Genomic DNA, 15,304 nt, shown 5'->3' with positions numbered 1-15,304 from the left:
CCCACCATGTTATTGACCGAACACCAACGTTTGCCGACCAACGGCGCTCGCGCTGTGTTGCCTTATACGACCGGCGGGCACCAGTATCTGGCGATTCCGCAGCTTTCGAAAGACGTCGCCGACACGCCCGCGCACATGAACGGCGGCGACAGCGATACGGGCGCACCGATCTACCGCTGGGAGCAGGGTCGTTTCGTCGAGGACAGCACGCTTGCGCTAAGCGGCGGTGAAGACATTGCGAGCTTCACACTCGACGGCGAGCAGTTTCTCGTGACCGCGGGCATTCGCGCTGGCCACGGACCTTACCGCTACAACCTCGATCAGTTGCTATACCGGCGTAGCGGCTCGGAATGGGCGCCGTTTCAGCGCTTTGCAGCCTTTGCAGCCAAGCAGTGGTATTTCTTTCAGATCGGCACGCGCGCGTTTCTCGCGCTGGCTCAAGGCGTAACGCTCGGGCATATCGAAGCGATCAATCCGCGTCAGTCGAAGCTATTCGAATGGAACGGCTCGCAGTTCGTCGAGTTCCAGGAGCTCGACGGCAAGTGGGGATACAACTGGGAGTCGTTTGAAATCGACGGCCGGTTTTTCCTTGGGTATGCGGATCACGTGGGCGAGTCGCTGCTGTACGAATGGAATGGCACATCCTTCGTGTCGTTCCAGGTGTTCGCCACTTCGCACGGACGATGCTTCCGGTACTTCGAAGCGGGCGGCCAGCAGTTGCTTGCATTCGCCAATATTCAGGGTGATTCGGTGCTGCACCGGTGGGACGGCACGACCTTCACGCCGCTTCAGACGCTAAGCGGCCCGGGTGGTCGCGAGTTCTGTGTCGTCACGACGAATGACGCGCTCTTTCTCGTGCAGATCAACTTCATCGAGGGAGAGCCGTCCGCGCCGCATACCAGTCTGCGTTCGCGCATCTACCGGTGGGCTAACGGCCAGATGGATCTCGTGGAGGAGTTTCCGACGTCGGGGGGCACGGATGCCGCGACGTTCAGCATAGACGGTCAGCGCTATCTGGCGGTGTCGAACAGCTTGACCGCCGATGTGCGCTTCAGGACCGACACGATTATCTACACGTTCAACGCATAAGGTAGGGGATATGGCTTATCAACCGCATCCGTCGTTTCAAAGCCTGTACGACGCCTACACCGGCCAGGACAGCACGGGACAGCATCTGACCCGTCACATGGTGAAGCTGACCGAGGACAAACCGATCCTGATCGTGACCGGCTCTGACTTCGTGATCTTTCCTGGTTCGCGTCGCCCGCCGATCATAGAAAGCTTCCGGCGTTCGACGCGCGGCTTCACGGAATTGACGGCGATTTCGCATTTCGGGCCCGCGCTTGCCTGGATCTTCCGTCTGCGCGATCTGGGCTACGCATCATGGCGTGAGGACGCAGCACGCATGCTGACGCGGACAGAAGAAGTGCGCGGCAACAACAGCGAAAGCTACTGGACCGACGTTGTCGCCGTCGACGCATTTCGTGGCTACGAGCGCAAGATCACCGACATGATCGACTACAGCTGCGATGTGACCGCATCGTTTCTGAACTGGTGTCTTGCCGACGAAAGCAGGATGACATTCGAAAATCTGCGCGAGCGCTACCTCGATCCGTTGAACAGCGCCGACGTGCCGGTGCCGATCGACGACATGATGGTGGCGACGTTCTCGCTGACGTTCCTCGACATCGGTCATCGCATGCTGAACTGGTTGCGCGCACAGGACTTCGACTGGAGCACGTTGATGGTGCTGTTGAGCGGAAAATCCGGTCGGCCCACTGCGGGCCTTACGTGGCCGACCAACAATAACTGTCACATCCTGTCGAGCGCATCGAACGGACAGTTGCCTGCGGAGAATGTGCAGATCGCCCCGCACGGCCCGTCGATGCAGCTGGCGGACATGGGCAATCCCGCGCGGCTGCAGGAACTCGAACAACAGTTCCGCGAACTCTTTCTGCACATCCGCGCAAATATTGACCTCTCGCGACTGATGTTCGACGGATACCCGGCGTTCCTGAAAAGCATCGAGGAGCCGCCCGTTATCGAACCCGGCACGAAGACGCTACGCGCGATGCCGAAACTGCGTTCCCCCGACGACCGGCTCACTGCGATCACGCGGCTTCGCTTTGTGATGGAAGACCCGTGCCAGCTGCTCTCGAACTCGGTTGCGCATTTCGTCATCGATCAACTGTGCGAGCACGGTAACGACCCGAAGCGCGTGGTGATTCCCGGGTTCTCGAATCTGACGTATCCATCGCGCAGGTGACACGAACGCAGCGCGAACGTTGAACGATACCCAAACGTCATTCAGGAGAAATGCAATGAGCGCGTACCAGGCGCACGAGGGCAATAGCTTGATCGAGAAACTGCGTCGCGGTGAGCTCGTCACGGCGATGATGATCCGCAGTGCACGCAACACCGATGCAGTCCGCGTGGCTGGCTCTGCGGGATACGACAGCATCATCATCGATCTCGAACACAGTTCGATGCCGCTTCAGATTGTGTCCGACATGGCCTCGGCTGCGCACGATCTCGGCATGACGCCGTTCGTGCGTGTGCCCGAGCGCGACTATGGCTCAGTGGGGAGGGTGCTCGACGGCGGCGCGACGGGCGTGATTGCCGCGCGCATAGAAACGCCGGAGCAGGCCGAAGAACTTGCACGTGCGTGCCGGTTCGCGCCACGCGGGCAGCGCTCGCAGATCGCGATGGTGCCGCAGCTCGGCTTCAAGCCGACTTCGGCGCGCGAACTCAACCCGTTGCTCGATCGCGAGACGATCGTCAAGACACTGATCGAAACGCCCTTGGGCGCGGCGAATGCCGATGCGATCGCGCAGGTCGACGGCGTCGACATGCTGGCGATCGGCGCGAATGACCTGTCCGCCGAACTCGGTGCAGCGGGCGACTACACAAGCAGTGCGTTTTATGACGCGGTCGCAACGATCGCAGCGGCGTGCGCGAAACACGGCAAGTTGTGCGTGATCGGCGGCATTGCCGATTTCGACATCCTGGCCGGGTTCATGAGAATCGGCGTCGCGCCGATGATCATCTCCGGCTCGGACATCGAGATGCTGTATGCGGCCGCGCGTCAGCGCAACGAGGCGTTGAAGCACTGGCATGCCGGATTGAAGGATGCGGTGGCCATCACTGCGAATCGATAGACATTCAGAACGGAGAGGAAAATATGGCAAACGAAGTTCAGGTACCGACCGCGATGAGGGAAGCCACGACCAACACCCGGCCCGCGTTTGCACTGCCGCACAACACATGCGACGTCCATTTTCATGTGTTCGAGCAGGGATACCCTTCAGTCAAGGAGCCGCACTATACGTTCCCCGATGGCACGCTCGAGCAGTATCTCGCGATGTGCCGGTATATCGGCATCGAGCGGATGGTGCTTGTTCAACCGAGCTATTACGGCACCGATAACCGGCTCACGATCGACACACTCGGCAAGCTCGGTTCGCGCGCGCGGGCCATCGTGATGGTTGAAGAAACCGTCACCGATGCCGAGCTGGAACGGTTTCATGCAGCCGGTGTTCGCGGTATCCGGCTGGATCTTTTTGCAAGAGCGGGCTGGGCACGGCCCGACATCCAGGCGTACATCCTGCGGATGATCGAACGTGCGCGACCATTTGGCTGGCATATCCAGTTCTATACGCCAGGCTACGTCGTGCGCGACCTGATTCCGTTCCTCGCTACGGTCGAATACAACTTCGTCATCGATCACATGGGCTACATGCTCGAAGAGGACGGTTTGACGGGTCACGACTTCGAACAACTGCTCGGCTTGCTCAAGCGCGGTTTTGCGTGGTTAAAGCTGTCGGCTCCTTATCGGATTGCTCGCGGGCGAGGCTATGGCGCGGTGGAACATCTGGCGCGCGCGATCATCGAAACCCGGTCCGACCGCGCGTTGTGGGGCACCGACTGGCCGCACCTGACCGATGGCAGCCGCGATACCGGCGAACTCGTGAATCTGCTGCTCGACTGGACAACGGATGAAGCGACACGCAATCGCATCCTGGTGGATAACCCACAATCGCTCTTTGGTTTTGACGAGTGAGCCATAGCGCGAATACACCTCGAGAGCGACTCCCGATGTCCAGCGAGACCCGCGTAACCCATACGCACGATCACTTCAGGGAAGCGCTGGCGGGACTCGTTCTGGCTATCGTGCTGTCTTCGCTCGACCAGAACATCGTATCGACGGCGCTGCCGCATATCGCGCAGGTGCTCGGCGGATTGCCGCAGATCTCATGGGTCGTGACGGCGTTTCTGCTCGCGTCTACCGTTTCCATGCCGATCTACGGCAAGCTGTCCGATATGCATGGACGGCGCCGGTTGTTCATCGTCAGCATTGCAATTTTTCTCGTTGCATCTGCGCTTTGCGGCTTTGCCCAGGACATGAACCAGCTCATCGCATTTCGTGCACTGCAGGGTCTAGGAGCAGGTGGTCTTTCGACGTTGTCGCAAAGCGCGATAGGCGATCTCGTAGGCCCCAGGGAGCGCGGCAGATATCAGGGACTCTTTAGCGGAGCTCAGGCTGTTTGCACTGTTGCCGGTCCGTTACTCGGTGGATTGTTCATCGCGGTCGCGTCATGGCGATGGATATTCTTCGCCAGCTTGCCGGTGGGATTGCTGGCGTTGGGGTTGATCGTTGTGCGTTTGCCTGCTGCGACGACCGTGCGCGCACATCGGATCGATTATGCGGGCATGGTGCTGCTTATCGTCAGTGTGGGTGCTGTGCTGCTGGCGTTGAACGGCATCGCTAGCGCGCGCACTGCGTTTCCCGTCAGCCCCGCGGTGAGTGCGGCGATCGCGCTCGTCTTCGGCGCGCTGTTTGTCTGGTGGGAGAAGCGCGCGCAGGAGCCGATCGTCAGTGTGGGACTGTTCCGCAACGATACCTTCGCGGTGGCGGTCGCTGCATCGGGAATGATGGTGTTTGCGATGCAGGCGTCGATGGTGTTCCTGCCGCTCTATTTCCAGATGGTGCTTGGTAAAACGCCGACCGCGTCGGGGTTGATGTTGTTGCCGCAGATCGCCGGGATGATAGTCAGCTCGACCTGGGGAGGACGTTTGTCGAGCGCGAGCGGAAACTTCAAACGGTTCTTCATGCTAGGTGTCGGGCTCGAAACGTTAGGCCTCGCGTCGCTCGGTATCAGTGCGTTTGCTGGTACCGGAAGCGTGCCTTTTCTGTTTGCGCTTGCCATCCTCGGTCTCGGCACGGGCCTTGGTATGCCTAACGCCATCGTGCTGGTTCAGAATGCCGTGCCGTCAGCGAAGCTCGGTATGGCGACGGGATCGATGTCGTTCGTCCGATCGCTCGGCGGTGCAGTCGGTGTCGCGTTCTCGGGCTTCGTCATGCGATTGATGCTCGACGGCGAGCGCGGCAACCGGCTTTTCTCCCGCTTTTTTGGGCATGACGGAGGAAGCGGGGCAATCACAGGAGGCGGTGTGGGCCCGCATACGGCCGATGCATTGCGCTTAGCCATTTCATGCAGCTTTGCGCTTGGCGCGCTCATGATGGCGGTCGCTTTTATGACGTCGACCCGAGTGTCTGCAGAGCAGGCGCACTAGGGTCGCCGCCGACGCACGTCATGCCTGAACGATATCGAGCGCGAGATTCACAAACTGGCGAACCCGTGAATTCGCATCGCCGAAGCGATGTGCGACATAGAGCGTCGTGGTCGCATCGAGATCGGTAAACGTCCGGAACACGACACCAGGCACGGCGATGGTCGCCAGCGGCGCAGGCACGATCGCGACGCCGAGCCCGGTCGATGCAAGCCCGATCATCGTCGATGCCTGTTGTACTTCCTGTACGACGTTCGGAACGAAGCCACGTTTCGCGCACAACTGCAGGATCTGCTCGGAGACTGCGATCCCTGCCTTGCGCGCATACACGATAAACGCTTCGTCGCGCACGTCCGCCACGCTAACCTGCTCAGCCTTGGCGAGTGGGTGCCCGCTATGGAGAGCAAGTAGCAGCGGTTCCTGCAGCAATGGCGTGCAGACGATCGTCGAATTGACCTGAGCGTTTGGTAGCAGACGCAAGATGCTGACATCGAGTTCGCGCTGTTCGAGCGCCTCGAGCTGCAACGAAGACGAAATCTCCGACAACACCATGCTGACTTTCGGCCAGGAGGTCCGGTACTGGCGAATCAGATGGGGAAAGAAAGGCGCCAGCGATGATGCGTTGGTAAAACCCACCCGCAACCTTCCCACCTCTCCGCTCACGGTTTGCCATACCGCTTCCTTACCGTGCTCGAGCCGCGAGAGCACCGCGCGCGCATCGTCGAGTAGCGCCATTCCTGCTTCAGTCAACGAAACCGCTCGCTTGGTCCGGTGAAAGAGTCGCGCGCCCAGTTCGTTTTCGAGTGCCTGAATACCGAGGCTCAGCGGTGCCTGGGTAATGCCGAGACGTTCGGCGGTGCGCCGGAAATGCAGCTCGTCCGAGAGGATGACGAAGTACTCGAGGTGACGGATGTTCATTGATTTACCCGACAAATTTATAAGGTGTTGATTGCAAATGAGGGGGGACGTCAACGCTGAGTGATACTTGTGCATATCGATACTGTGCCACAGCGATGAAGCGATAGCGCAAGTGCGCGGGTAAGTACGGAAGCCTGACGATCTCATGCACAAGCCGCGTATACGGCGAACCGACAGCAGCCGGTCACCCGCGAATGTGTGCCACTGCCTGAATAAATAAGCGCAAACGGAGACGGCAATGATCAAGAGAATGGGGGTGCTGAGCGTATTGCTGTTCGCGGCGGCACGATCCCCTGCATTTGCCCAGAGCAGCGTGACGTTGTCGGGTCTCATCGACGCCGGCGTTTCGTATATCAGCAATCAGGCGGGGCACGGTAACGTCAAGTTCGACGACGGTATTGCGTTGCCGAACCTGTTGCAGTTCACCGGTCGAGAAGACATCGGTGGCGGCAATGCGGTGATCTTCCGGCTCGAGGATCACTATGTTCTGGGTTCAGGAAGTTTCCTGCCGAATCAGAGCCTGTTTAGCTGGCAATCATACGTGGGATTCGATAGCCGGGAATTCGGCAAGCTGACATTCGGTAATCAGCAGGACTTCATGAAGGATGCGTTGTTCTTTGGCGGCAATGACGGTGGCGCGATGTACACCGCGGGGCTCTACGATTTTCGCGCAGGCCCGTTCACGAAACTCGCGCTACCCAACAGCCCAACCGGGGGATTCGATTGGGATCGGCTGGGGGGCGACCAGACTGTCAACAACTCAGTGAAGTACCGCAGCCCCGACTATCACGGTCTATCGGCCGGCATGTTGTATGGCTTCGGCGGCGTGCCGGGGTCGATCGGTGCGAACAACGCGACGAGCTTCGCGCTGAATTATTCGAATGGTGGTTTTGGTGCGGCCGCGGCCTATACGAACGTCAAGTCGTCGGTGGCTGGCGCGCAGGCAAGCGTACGCAACTGGGGGCTGGGTAGTCACTATCGGTTGGGTCCGTTTCTGACGACGGCGCTGTTTACGACGGTTCACAACGGCGCAAACGGCGGAGCGGTGTGGGCTGCGCAACTGGGCGAGTTCTACCAGATCACGCCTTTCTGGTCCGTCAGCGCGGCGTACGTTTATATGAAGGGCAATGCGGAAGTCAACGACAACCATGCTCATCAGATGTCCGCAGCGGTGTCGTATGCGTTCTCCAAACGCACGGTGGTGTACCTGTCTGGCGTGTACCAACGCACGAATGAAGGCGCCAAGGCGTTGATCAATGGTCTTACTGGGCCCACAGCGGCGTCGAGTGGGCCGGATCAGGCTATTGCACGTATTGGACTGGTGACGCGCTTCTAGCGTTAAGCGTGATACGCAGGCGATGACGCTTTCGATAACGGTAATGAACACAACGGAGGTCGTAACATGAAGCTGGTCAGTTTTCGGGCGGAAGGCAGCGACAGGATCGGTCTCGTCACGGCGGACGAAAAAATCAGCGATCTCGCGCAGGCTGCGGTGGCATTCGGTATCGATGTGCTGACTGGGTTTCCGGCTAACATGATTGCGCTGATCGAGGCGGGGTCTGATACGCATGCGGCGCTGAGTCGATTGAACGCAGCGCTGCAAGACGATCCCCAACGTGTGCGTCTTTTCGAGCGGAGCGAGATCGTGTTGCATCCGCCGGTGCGACGCCCTTCGAAGATCTGCTGTCTCGCGCTCAACAACAGCGCGAATGCCGATCGCATCATTTCTGGCCCGAAGCATCCCGCTATCTTCACGAAACCGTCGTCGGCGCTGATTGGCGATCTGGGTGCCTTGCAGGTGCGCGAGGAATACGGTCGCGTTCATCCCGAGCCGGAGCTGGCGGTCGTGATTGGTAAAGAAGCCCGCGATGTGGCGGCGAGCGACGCGCTGGACTATGTATTCGGCTACACGATTCACAACGATTTCACCTCGCCCACCATGCGAGGAGAAGACACCTTTCACTATCGCGCCATTCATCCAAAGGCCGATGACCCAAGCACGGTGGAGTACGTGGATACGTGGGTGAGCTATCCGGGGCGCTATAAAAGCAGTGACACATTCTCCGCGCTCGGCCCGTGGCTCGTCACACGCGACGAGATCACGGACCCGCATGACCTGACGGTGCAGTGCTTCCATCAGGGCAGGTTGGTGACCGAGGACAACACTGAGAACCTGTTCTACAAGGTCGCTCAGGTCATCGAGTTCGCATCGTTCTATATGACATTGTTGCCGGGCGATGTGATCTCGATGGGGACCGCGTTGCGGCGTTCGAACGGTGGCATGGCGGTGCAGAACGTCGATCTGGCGAAGCTCGGTGGTCCGGTGTCGGTGAGCATTCAGGGGCTTGGCACGTTGACCACGGCTGTCGAGCATCGGTCGTGACGGCCGTGTGCAGCCATGCGAGATCCTGACTATTCCTCGCCTGGCTGCACTTTGTGCTCTGCCTGTGTCGGCGCTTGATCAGCAGGTTGTGCCGCAACCGAATACAGCACCTTCGTATTGCGCGTCTCCAGAAACGTATCGAGCGTCTCACCCCGCATTGCAGCGTAGATGTGCAGATTCGATATGCCAAGCACCGCGCCGAGCTTCTCGAGTCCGAAGAAGATCGCGCCGTGATGAATCAATCCGCGCCAGTCGCGCTTGCGTAACAGGTCGCGCTCGACATCGCTCAGTCCCGCATCGGCGAAGGCCTGTTCCGGTTCAGCGAGAAAACGTTGACGGTGCGCCGGTTCCGTCATCGCGTGCAGGAAACGATTGAGCCGGAATGCCTGCAGGCTGCGCGCGTGATCGAACACATAGGTACCCGTTAGATGTTCGGCACCCGACAACTGGCGGCGCATTTTCTCCAGATGCCGTTCATTGATTGCGCCGGGAACGGCCATCGCGTCGTTTTCGAGGATGAGTGTGCCGATGCCGGTCATCGACGGCAGGTAGTACGATTGATGAACCCGCCGCACATTGGCCGACAGTGCTCCGCGCATGATCAGCCACATGATGATTTCCGCGCCTTCGAATCCGCCGACCGCCGCGTACTCCGCCTGCGTCATCTCGGCGAGGTTCGCGGGATCGTTGGTTAGCAGGTCCATGAAGCGCTGATCCCACTCGACGTTATTGAAGCCCGCGCGCTCGCCATGCACCTGGTGCGACAGACCGCCGGTCGCCACGATCGCCACATCGATGTCTTCAGGGAAGCTTTCGACCGCACGGCGCAACGCGTGACCGAGCTTGTAGCAGCGCGCTGCCGTCGGCGTCGGAAACTGCAACACGCCGACCTGCAACGGCACCACTGCGGTTGGCCACCGTCCGCCCTCGTGCTGCAACAGCACCGACATCGGCGAAAAGAAACCGTGATCGAGCGGCTTGCCCTGGAAGAAGGCCATGTCGAATTCATCGGCCATCAGGCTTGTGCCGATATGCTGCGACAGACCGGGATGTCCCGCGACAGGCGGTAGCCCTCGTACGCCGCCGCCTTCGTCCGCGACCGCATACGACGAGTCGATGCCGAGCGTGAACGCCGAATAGTGATCGAAGAAGAAAGACGTGACGTGATCGTTGTAGATGTAGACCAGCGCATCGGGTTTCTTTGCTTCGAACCATGCTTGAATGGGCGCGAAATTCTCAAAGATCGGCGCCCAGACAGGATCGTTCTGTTTGCCGGCGTCGAAAGCGAAACCGATGGTGGGTGTGTGCGAGACGGCAACACCGCCGATGATTCTTGCCATGGCAGGATCGAATGCTCCGTGTGAACGTGCGACTACGTGCGTAACGCGACTGGCGGGAATAGCATGCCGTAGTCGGGATTATGCTGCCACGGCTCCGATCGCGTCAGTCGCGATAAGCAGATTCGATGGGAAAGCGGGGCACTTTGCATGGGTTGTCGCGCGGGCTCGCTTCGTTTCGGCGGCACACTCGTCATTTGCTACTTCAGTTGCTTCATCGTGGCAGGATAGTTGCACTGACTATCCTGCACCTCATCCCGGCACTCACCACTACGGGCGAGAATATGAACGCTCCCTCTCTTCGTGTCATCTCGTCGATGGCGACCCGTACGTTGCTGGCGGATCTCGTCGTGCTTTATCGTGCAACGTCGGGCGAAGAAGTTGCCGTCGAATCGATTGGCGGGGTTGACGCTGCGAAGCGCGTCGAGGCAGGCGAGCCTGTCGACGTCGTCGTTCTAGCCGCCGATGTGATCGAACGTCTCGGGCAAGCAGGGCGGATCGTTGCTGAAACGCGTGTCGATCTGGTGCGCTCCGGCATCGCGGTGGCGATACCCGCACATGTTGCAACGTTCGATATCGGAAGCGAGCACGCGCTCAGGCAGGCGGTGCTGAACGCGCGTAGCGTCGGCTATTCGACGGGGCCGAGCGGCGTGTATGTGCTCAAGCTGTTTGACCGCTGGGGTATCGCCGGGCAGGTCAGGGAGCGCATCGTGCAGGCCGAACCAGGCGTCCCGGTTGGCGCACTCATTGCACAGGGCAAGGTCGAGCTGGGCTTTCAGCAACTGAGCGAACTGATGCATCTGGAGGGCATCACGGTGCTCGGGCCGCTGCCCGACGCCGTCCAGTTGTTGACGACATTTACGGCAGCACGCTCGACGGGGTCGACGCGTATCGCCGAGGTAGAGCGTTTTCTGCGGTTTATCGCGTCACCAGCTACGGAACAGGCGAAGCGCGACAACGGAATGTTGCCTGCCTGAGCGCGATCCGGTCGGCCGGCCCGCCCGCGGTCTCGATCTGGACCACGAGCGATAAGAAAACCTGTTTACAGCCTATTTATTTTCTTGTTGGACCGGCGCGCTCCATATTCGACACACTGCGCTGCCCGATTCAATACGCGGGCACGCGCGCTTTATGCTCACGGCGCGCTCGTCGTCCGCTGCAGGACTGACCATCATCCTGGTTCTGCCTTAAGAAGCACATGCATCTGAACTGAACGCCGGTCGGCTTCGACCGGCGCGGTATGACATCATGCAGCCGCAATGTCATGCATGAGTGCACAGCGGTCCGCCGCAAACCGTTCGAAGAAAAACCCCCTGGAGATATCCAACATGAGCTGGACCCGCGAACAGCGCAATGTGACGATCGCAGCCTACCTCGGCTGGACGCTCGATGCCTTCGATTTCTTCCTGATGGTTTTCGTCCTCAAAGACATTGCGACGGAATTCAATACGGGAATCCCGGCGGTTGCGTTAGCGGTGACGCTGACGCTTGCGATGCGTCCAATCGGTGCGCTGATCTTCGGTTACCTCGCAGATCGCTTTGGACGGCGTCCCACACTGATGATCAACGTCGCCTGCTTCTCGTTGCTGGAATTTGCTTCCGGTTTCGCGCCAAGCCTGACCGCGCTGCTCGTGCTGCGTGCGCTCTTTGGGGTGGCCATGGGCGGTGAATGGGGCGTCGGCTCCGCACTGACGATGGAAACCGTGCCGACCCGTTCGCGCGGCCTCGTGTCGGGCATCTTGCAGGCCGGCTATCCCAGCGGCTATCTGCTCGCATCTGTTGTGTTCGGCGTTTTGTATCAACACATCGGCTGGCGCGGCATGTTCATGGTCGGCGTACTGCCTGCGTTGCTGGTCCTCTACGTGCGCTCGAATGTGCCGGAGTCGCCGGGGTGGAAGCAGATGGCGAAGCGCCCGCGCCCGAGCCTGATGTCAACACTCAAGCACAACTGGAAGCTGTCGATCTACGCAGTCGTGCTGATGACAGCGTTCAATTTCTTCTCGCACGGCACGCAGGACATGTACCCGACGTTTCTGCGCGAGCAGCATCATTTCGCTCCGCATACCGTGACCTGGATCTCGATCGCGTTGAATCTCGGTGCGATCGCCGGAGGGCTGGCTTTCGGTTGGGGATCGGAAAAGATCGGCCGTCGCCGGGCGATTTTCATCGCAGCGTTGATGGCACTGCCGGTATTGCCGCTGTGGGCGTTTTCGAGCGGCGCAGTCGCACTCGCGATCGGTGCGGTTCTGATGCAGATCTTCGAGCAGGGCGCATGGAGCGTGATACCGGTTCACCTCAACGAAATTTCGCCCGAGGAAGTGCGCGCGACGTTCCCCGGTTTCGTCTATCAGCTTGGCAACCTGCTGGCGAGCGGAAACGCTGCGCTGCAGGCGCAAATTGCGGCGAGTCACGGTGGCAACTACGGTATGGCGCTCGCAATCGTCACGGGTATCGTCGCAGTGGTCATCGCTGTGCTGATTCTGTTTAGCCCTGAGCGGCGTGGTATCGATATGTCGCGAACCAGTGCTGGAAGTGCTGCAGCGAGTTGATTTCAGGCGTTTCCCATGAGCGCCTGGTACGCGCGACCCGTAGCGAGGCGCTTCTCGGTAATGTCCCGTGCCCGCTCTCTGACGGTTTCAAGAATCGGTGCGGGCGCCGTGGCGGGCGATCCTGCCTGAAACGGCGGTTTGGGATCGTAGGCCATATATAGCTGAAGCTCCTGAGCGACCGTCTCCCCACGCAGCAGCGACACGACGATCAACGAACCGTCGATCCCGGATGTGACGCCACCCGCGCTGATGAACTGACCGTCGATCACCACGCGCTCATCACTCGGCATCGCACCGTACAGCGGCAGCACGTCCATCGCGGTCCAGTGCGTCGTGGCGCGCTTGCCCTGTAGCAGTCCCGCCGCGCCGCACAGCAACGCGCCGGTACAGACCGAATACACATAGCGCGCGCCTGCCGCCTGCCTGCGGATGAACGACAGCACGGCTTCGTCGTGCATCAGTGCTTCCTGACCGTAGCCACCGGGTATGAGCAATACATCGAGCTGCGGTGCTTCGTCGATCGTGGTGTCGGGTAGCAGCTTCATGCCGGCCAGATCGCGCACGGGTTCTATCTCTTTCCAGATCGTGAAGAACGATGAGTTCGGTACGCGTGCGAGCGCCTCGAACGGACCCGTGAAGTCGCACTGATCCATGTTCGGGAAGATGAGGGCGCCGATTTTCAGGGGGATGTCTAATGGAATGGTCATGGTGGTTACCTCTGCGTCCTGGTCGAATCGACTGTTTCGGTGCGTGTGTTCCTTGAGAAGCTATGTTGGAGAAGACGCCATCGCATGTCTATTACCTGCGATGTAATCGTGATGCCTCCCCCGGCAGTTGCAGCATGCGCAGTAAGGGCGGCTATTACCTCGCGCGTAATTGTTGAGCCTGACGTGGCTCACTAAAGTGTGCGTGTCGTTTGATGAATCTCATCGACACACTCAACTTTCAAGGAAGCGTCATGACTCACTTTCCCATTTACACGCTCGACTCCGCGCCGGAACAATCGAAGCCCGCGCTGAATGGCCTCGCTCAGGCATTCGGCATGGTGCCTAACATCGCTGGTGCGATTGCCGGGTCACCGAGGTTGATCAACGGGCTGGTTGGCGTGTTCCAGCAGGCACACAGCGGCATCTTCACGGAGGCGGAAGTCCAGACGCTGCTGCTGACCAATGCGGTGACAAACGCTGCGACGTGGCCGGTCGCTTTCCATTCGTTCCTTGCACTCAAGGAAGGCTTAAGCGAGGCCGATGTGTGGGCTATTCGTGAACGTCGATTGCCGCAAGACGACAAACTCGCGGCGCTGTCGCGCCTTGCACGCACGCTGATTGAAAAGCGCGGCCGCGTCGGTGATGAGGACGTGGCTGCGTTTACTGCAGCAGGCTTCGAAGCATCGCGTGTACTCGATGTGATTCTCGTGGTCGCCGCATCGACCATGACGAATTACACGGCGAGCGTCACGCAGCCGCCGCTGGAAGAACTGTTCCAGTCTCACGCATGGCAGGACTAAGGGGTAAAAAACGGCCGGCCTCCACGCTTTACACCAGGCTGGCTGGCCGCTACCTCGTATTCGCGTCGCTTTGAACCAACGGTGGCGCCGTTTTCGTACGACGCCCGCTAGCTGCTCACCCCGATCAGTACCTTGCCACGCGCGTGTCCGGTGGCCACCTTCTCGAGGGCGGAGCGTGCTTCGTCAAACGGAAAAACCGAGTCGACAATGATCTGTAGCTGGTCCGCCTGGAACAGGCGGACCGCGTCCCGCAGATACGAAGCTGCTTCCTCAAAGAACACGGACTCGCCTGCATGACCGTTTCTGGCTTGAATCTCGAACTCCACCAGAGTCGCGATGCGTCCGCCCGCAGCGAGTACCGACCACGACCTTTCCATCGTCTCGCCACCGATGGTGTCAAGTACAAGGTCGATGTCGCGTATCGTCGTGAAATCCTGCGTGCGATAGTCGATGACCTCGTTCGCACCGAGACTCTTGACCAGCTCCACGTTGCGGCCTGAGGCTGTCGCAACGACGTAGGCGCCCGCGCGATGAGCCAGTTGGACCGCCATGCTACCTACTCCACCGGCCGCGGCATGAATCAGTACCCGTTGCCCCGGTTGCAACTGACCGATGTCGAAAAGACTCTGGCTGGCCGTGCCGAAAGCGGTAGGGAGAGCCGCTGCCTGCTCGAAGCTCATCTCCAGCGGGATGAGGCACAGCTGGGCGGTAGAGACTACGAGTGCCTTCGCAAATGCACCGCCTGCGCCTGGCGTAGTGCGGCCGACTACACGATCACCCGGTGTGAAATCGGTCACCCGCTCGCCAACAGCCTGGACTACGCCGCTGAAGTCCGTACCTGGCGCATACGGAAACTGGACAGGAAACACCTGCTGCATGTGGCCAGCGATGATCTTCAGGTCGAGCGGGTTAACGCTCGCGGCTTCAACACGGACAACAACTTCGTGGGGTTGCGGGTCGCGTAGAGCGGCTTCGCCAGGCGTGACGACGTCCGGGCCACCGAACGCGTTGATGAAGACTGTCTTCATGGTTCCCTCCG

14 protein-coding genes are annotated in these 15,304 nt (G+C 59.9%); 10 read left to right on the top strand and 4 right to left on the bottom strand.

The window, feature by feature from the left end; translation table 11 throughout:
• Nucleotides 1-6 precede the first annotated feature (6 nt).
• From BWP39_RS12180 to BWP39_RS12160, 5 genes are read left to right on the top strand one after another with little or no spacing between them, the layout of a single operon-like run.
• Nucleotides 7-1,089 (top strand): hypothetical protein, encoded by a 1,083-nt coding sequence (locus BWP39_RS12180; protein ID WP_096720452.1) that lies wholly within the window; start codon nt 7-9, stop codon nt 1,087-1,089.
• 10 nt (nt 1,090-1,099) lie between these two features.
• A complete protein-coding gene (locus tag BWP39_RS12175; RefSeq protein WP_096720450.1) occupies nt 1,100-2,266 on the top strand; it encodes a DUF5624 domain-containing protein in 1,167 nt (388 codons plus the stop codon).
• Between the two features lie 55 nt (nt 2,267-2,321).
• Nucleotides 2,322-3,158 carry an HpcH/HpaI aldolase family protein gene (locus BWP39_RS12170; RefSeq protein WP_096720448.1) on the top strand — a complete coding sequence of 279 codons (837 nt, stop codon included), beginning with the start codon at nt 2,322-2,324 and terminating at the stop codon, nt 3,156-3,158.
• A gap of 23 nt (nt 3,159-3,181) precedes the next feature.
• Complete coding sequence (locus BWP39_RS12165) at nt 3,182-4,060, top strand: amidohydrolase family protein (RefSeq protein WP_096720446.1); 879 nt, start codon at nt 3,182-3,184, stop codon at nt 4,058-4,060.
• Between the two features lie 35 nt (nt 4,061-4,095).
• Nucleotides 4,096-5,574 carry an MDR family MFS transporter gene (locus tag BWP39_RS12160; protein WP_096720444.1) on the top strand — a complete coding sequence of 493 codons (1,479 nt, stop codon included), beginning with the start codon at nt 4,096-4,098 and terminating at the stop codon, nt 5,572-5,574.
• Between the two features lie 18 nt (nt 5,575-5,592).
• On the opposite strand, the gene BWP39_RS31475 is transcribed toward BWP39_RS12160, so the two are convergent.
• The gene (locus BWP39_RS31475) at nt 5,593-6,489 is read right to left on the bottom strand and encodes a LysR family transcriptional regulator (protein ID WP_170043852.1); all 897 of its coding nucleotides are present in this window, start codon (nt 6,487-6,489) and stop codon (nt 5,593-5,595) included.
• Between the two features lie 238 nt (nt 6,490-6,727).
• Between BWP39_RS31475 and BWP39_RS12145 the strand changes: the two genes are divergently transcribed.
• The gene (locus tag BWP39_RS12145; RefSeq protein WP_096720442.1) at nt 6,728-7,825 is read left to right on the top strand and encodes a porin; all 1,098 of its coding nucleotides are present in this window, start codon (nt 6,728-6,730) and stop codon (nt 7,823-7,825) included.
• Between the two features lie 66 nt (nt 7,826-7,891).
• Nucleotides 7,892-8,872, top strand: coding sequence for a fumarylacetoacetate hydrolase family protein (locus BWP39_RS12140; protein WP_096720440.1), 981 nt, complete (start codon nt 7,892-7,894; stop codon nt 8,870-8,872).
• A 29-nt stretch (nt 8,873-8,901) separates the two neighbouring features.
• Here the strand turns inward: BWP39_RS12140 and BWP39_RS12135 are convergent, their stop codons facing one another.
• On the bottom strand, nt 8,902-10,212 hold the full coding sequence (locus BWP39_RS12135; protein WP_096720438.1) for a gallate dioxygenase: 1,311 nt from the start codon (nt 10,210-10,212) through the stop codon (nt 8,902-8,904).
• A 281-nt stretch (nt 10,213-10,493) separates the two neighbouring features.
• Between BWP39_RS12135 and BWP39_RS12130 the strand changes: the two genes are divergently transcribed.
• Both BWP39_RS12130 and BWP39_RS12125 read left to right on the top strand, forming a co-directional pair.
• A complete protein-coding gene (locus BWP39_RS12130) occupies nt 10,494-11,186 on the top strand; it encodes a substrate-binding domain-containing protein (protein ID WP_096720436.1) in 693 nt (230 codons plus the stop codon).
• A 351-nt stretch (nt 11,187-11,537) separates the two neighbouring features.
• Nucleotides 11,538-12,758, top strand: a complete 1,221-nt coding sequence (locus BWP39_RS12125) for an MFS transporter (RefSeq protein WP_096720434.1) — start codon at nt 11,538-11,540, stop codon at nt 12,756-12,758.
• A 2-nt stretch (nt 12,759-12,760) separates the two neighbouring features.
• Here the strand turns inward: BWP39_RS12125 and BWP39_RS12120 are convergent, their stop codons facing one another.
• Entirely contained in the window at nt 12,761-13,465 is a 705-nt protein-coding gene (locus tag BWP39_RS12120; protein ID WP_096720432.1) for a DJ-1/PfpI family protein, read from the bottom strand.
• A gap of 251 nt (nt 13,466-13,716) precedes the next feature.
• On the opposite strand from BWP39_RS12120, the gene BWP39_RS12115 reads away from it, so the two are divergent.
• Nucleotides 13,717-14,265 (top strand): carboxymuconolactone decarboxylase family protein, encoded by a 549-nt coding sequence (locus BWP39_RS12115; protein WP_096722473.1) that lies wholly within the window; start codon nt 13,717-13,719, stop codon nt 14,263-14,265.
• A 107-nt stretch (nt 14,266-14,372) separates the two neighbouring features.
• Here the strand turns inward: BWP39_RS12115 and BWP39_RS12110 are convergent, their stop codons facing one another.
• Nucleotides 14,373-15,293: an NADP-dependent oxidoreductase gene (locus BWP39_RS12110; RefSeq protein WP_096720430.1), complete on the bottom strand. Its 921-nt coding sequence runs from the start codon at nt 15,291-15,293 to the stop codon at nt 14,373-14,375.
• Between the last annotated feature and the right edge of the window lie 11 nt (nt 15,294-15,304).

Source organism: Paraburkholderia acidicola (assembly GCF_002362315.1).
Classification (GTDB): Bacteria; Pseudomonadota; Gammaproteobacteria; order Burkholderiales; family Burkholderiaceae; genus Paraburkholderia; species Paraburkholderia acidicola.
This window is presented reverse-complemented; position numbering and strand designations above follow the sequence as displayed.

Coding starts and splice junctions, on each gene's coding strand:
- BWP39_RS12130 (WP_096720436.1), top strand. CDS start 10,494: ATGAACGCTCCCTCTCTTCGTGTCATCTCGTCGATGGCGACCCGTACG.
- BWP39_RS12175 (WP_096720450.1), top strand. CDS start 1,100: ATGGCTTATCAACCGCATCCGTCGTTTCAAAGCCTGTACGACGCCTAC.
- BWP39_RS12160 (WP_096720444.1), top strand. CDS start 4,096: ATGTCCAGCGAGACCCGCGTAACCCATACGCACGATCACTTCAGGGAA.
- BWP39_RS12135 (WP_096720438.1), bottom strand. CDS start 10,212: ATGGCAAGAATCATCGGCGGTGTTGCCGTCTCGCACACACCCACCATC.
- BWP39_RS12110 (WP_096720430.1), bottom strand. CDS start 15,293: ATGAAGACAGTCTTCATCAACGCGTTCGGTGGCCCGGACGTCGTCACG.
- BWP39_RS12125 (WP_096720434.1), top strand. CDS start 11,538: ATGAGCTGGACCCGCGAACAGCGCAATGTGACGATCGCAGCCTACCTC.
- BWP39_RS12140 (WP_096720440.1), top strand. CDS start 7,892: ATGAAGCTGGTCAGTTTTCGGGCGGAAGGCAGCGACAGGATCGGTCTC.
- BWP39_RS31475 (WP_170043852.1), bottom strand. CDS start 6,489: ATGAACATCCGTCACCTCGAGTACTTCGTCATCCTCTCGGACGAGCTG.
- BWP39_RS12180 (WP_096720452.1), top strand. CDS start 7: ATGTTATTGACCGAACACCAACGTTTGCCGACCAACGGCGCTCGCGCT.
- BWP39_RS12120 (WP_096720432.1), bottom strand. CDS start 13,465: ATGACCATTCCATTAGACATCCCCCTGAAAATCGGCGCCCTCATCTTC.
- BWP39_RS12115 (WP_096722473.1), top strand. CDS start 13,717: ATGACTCACTTTCCCATTTACACGCTCGACTCCGCGCCGGAACAATCG.
- BWP39_RS12145 (WP_096720442.1), top strand. CDS start 6,728: ATGATCAAGAGAATGGGGGTGCTGAGCGTATTGCTGTTCGCGGCGGCA.
- BWP39_RS12165 (WP_096720446.1), top strand. CDS start 3,182: ATGGCAAACGAAGTTCAGGTACCGACCGCGATGAGGGAAGCCACGACC.
- BWP39_RS12170 (WP_096720448.1), top strand. CDS start 2,322: ATGAGCGCGTACCAGGCGCACGAGGGCAATAGCTTGATCGAGAAACTG.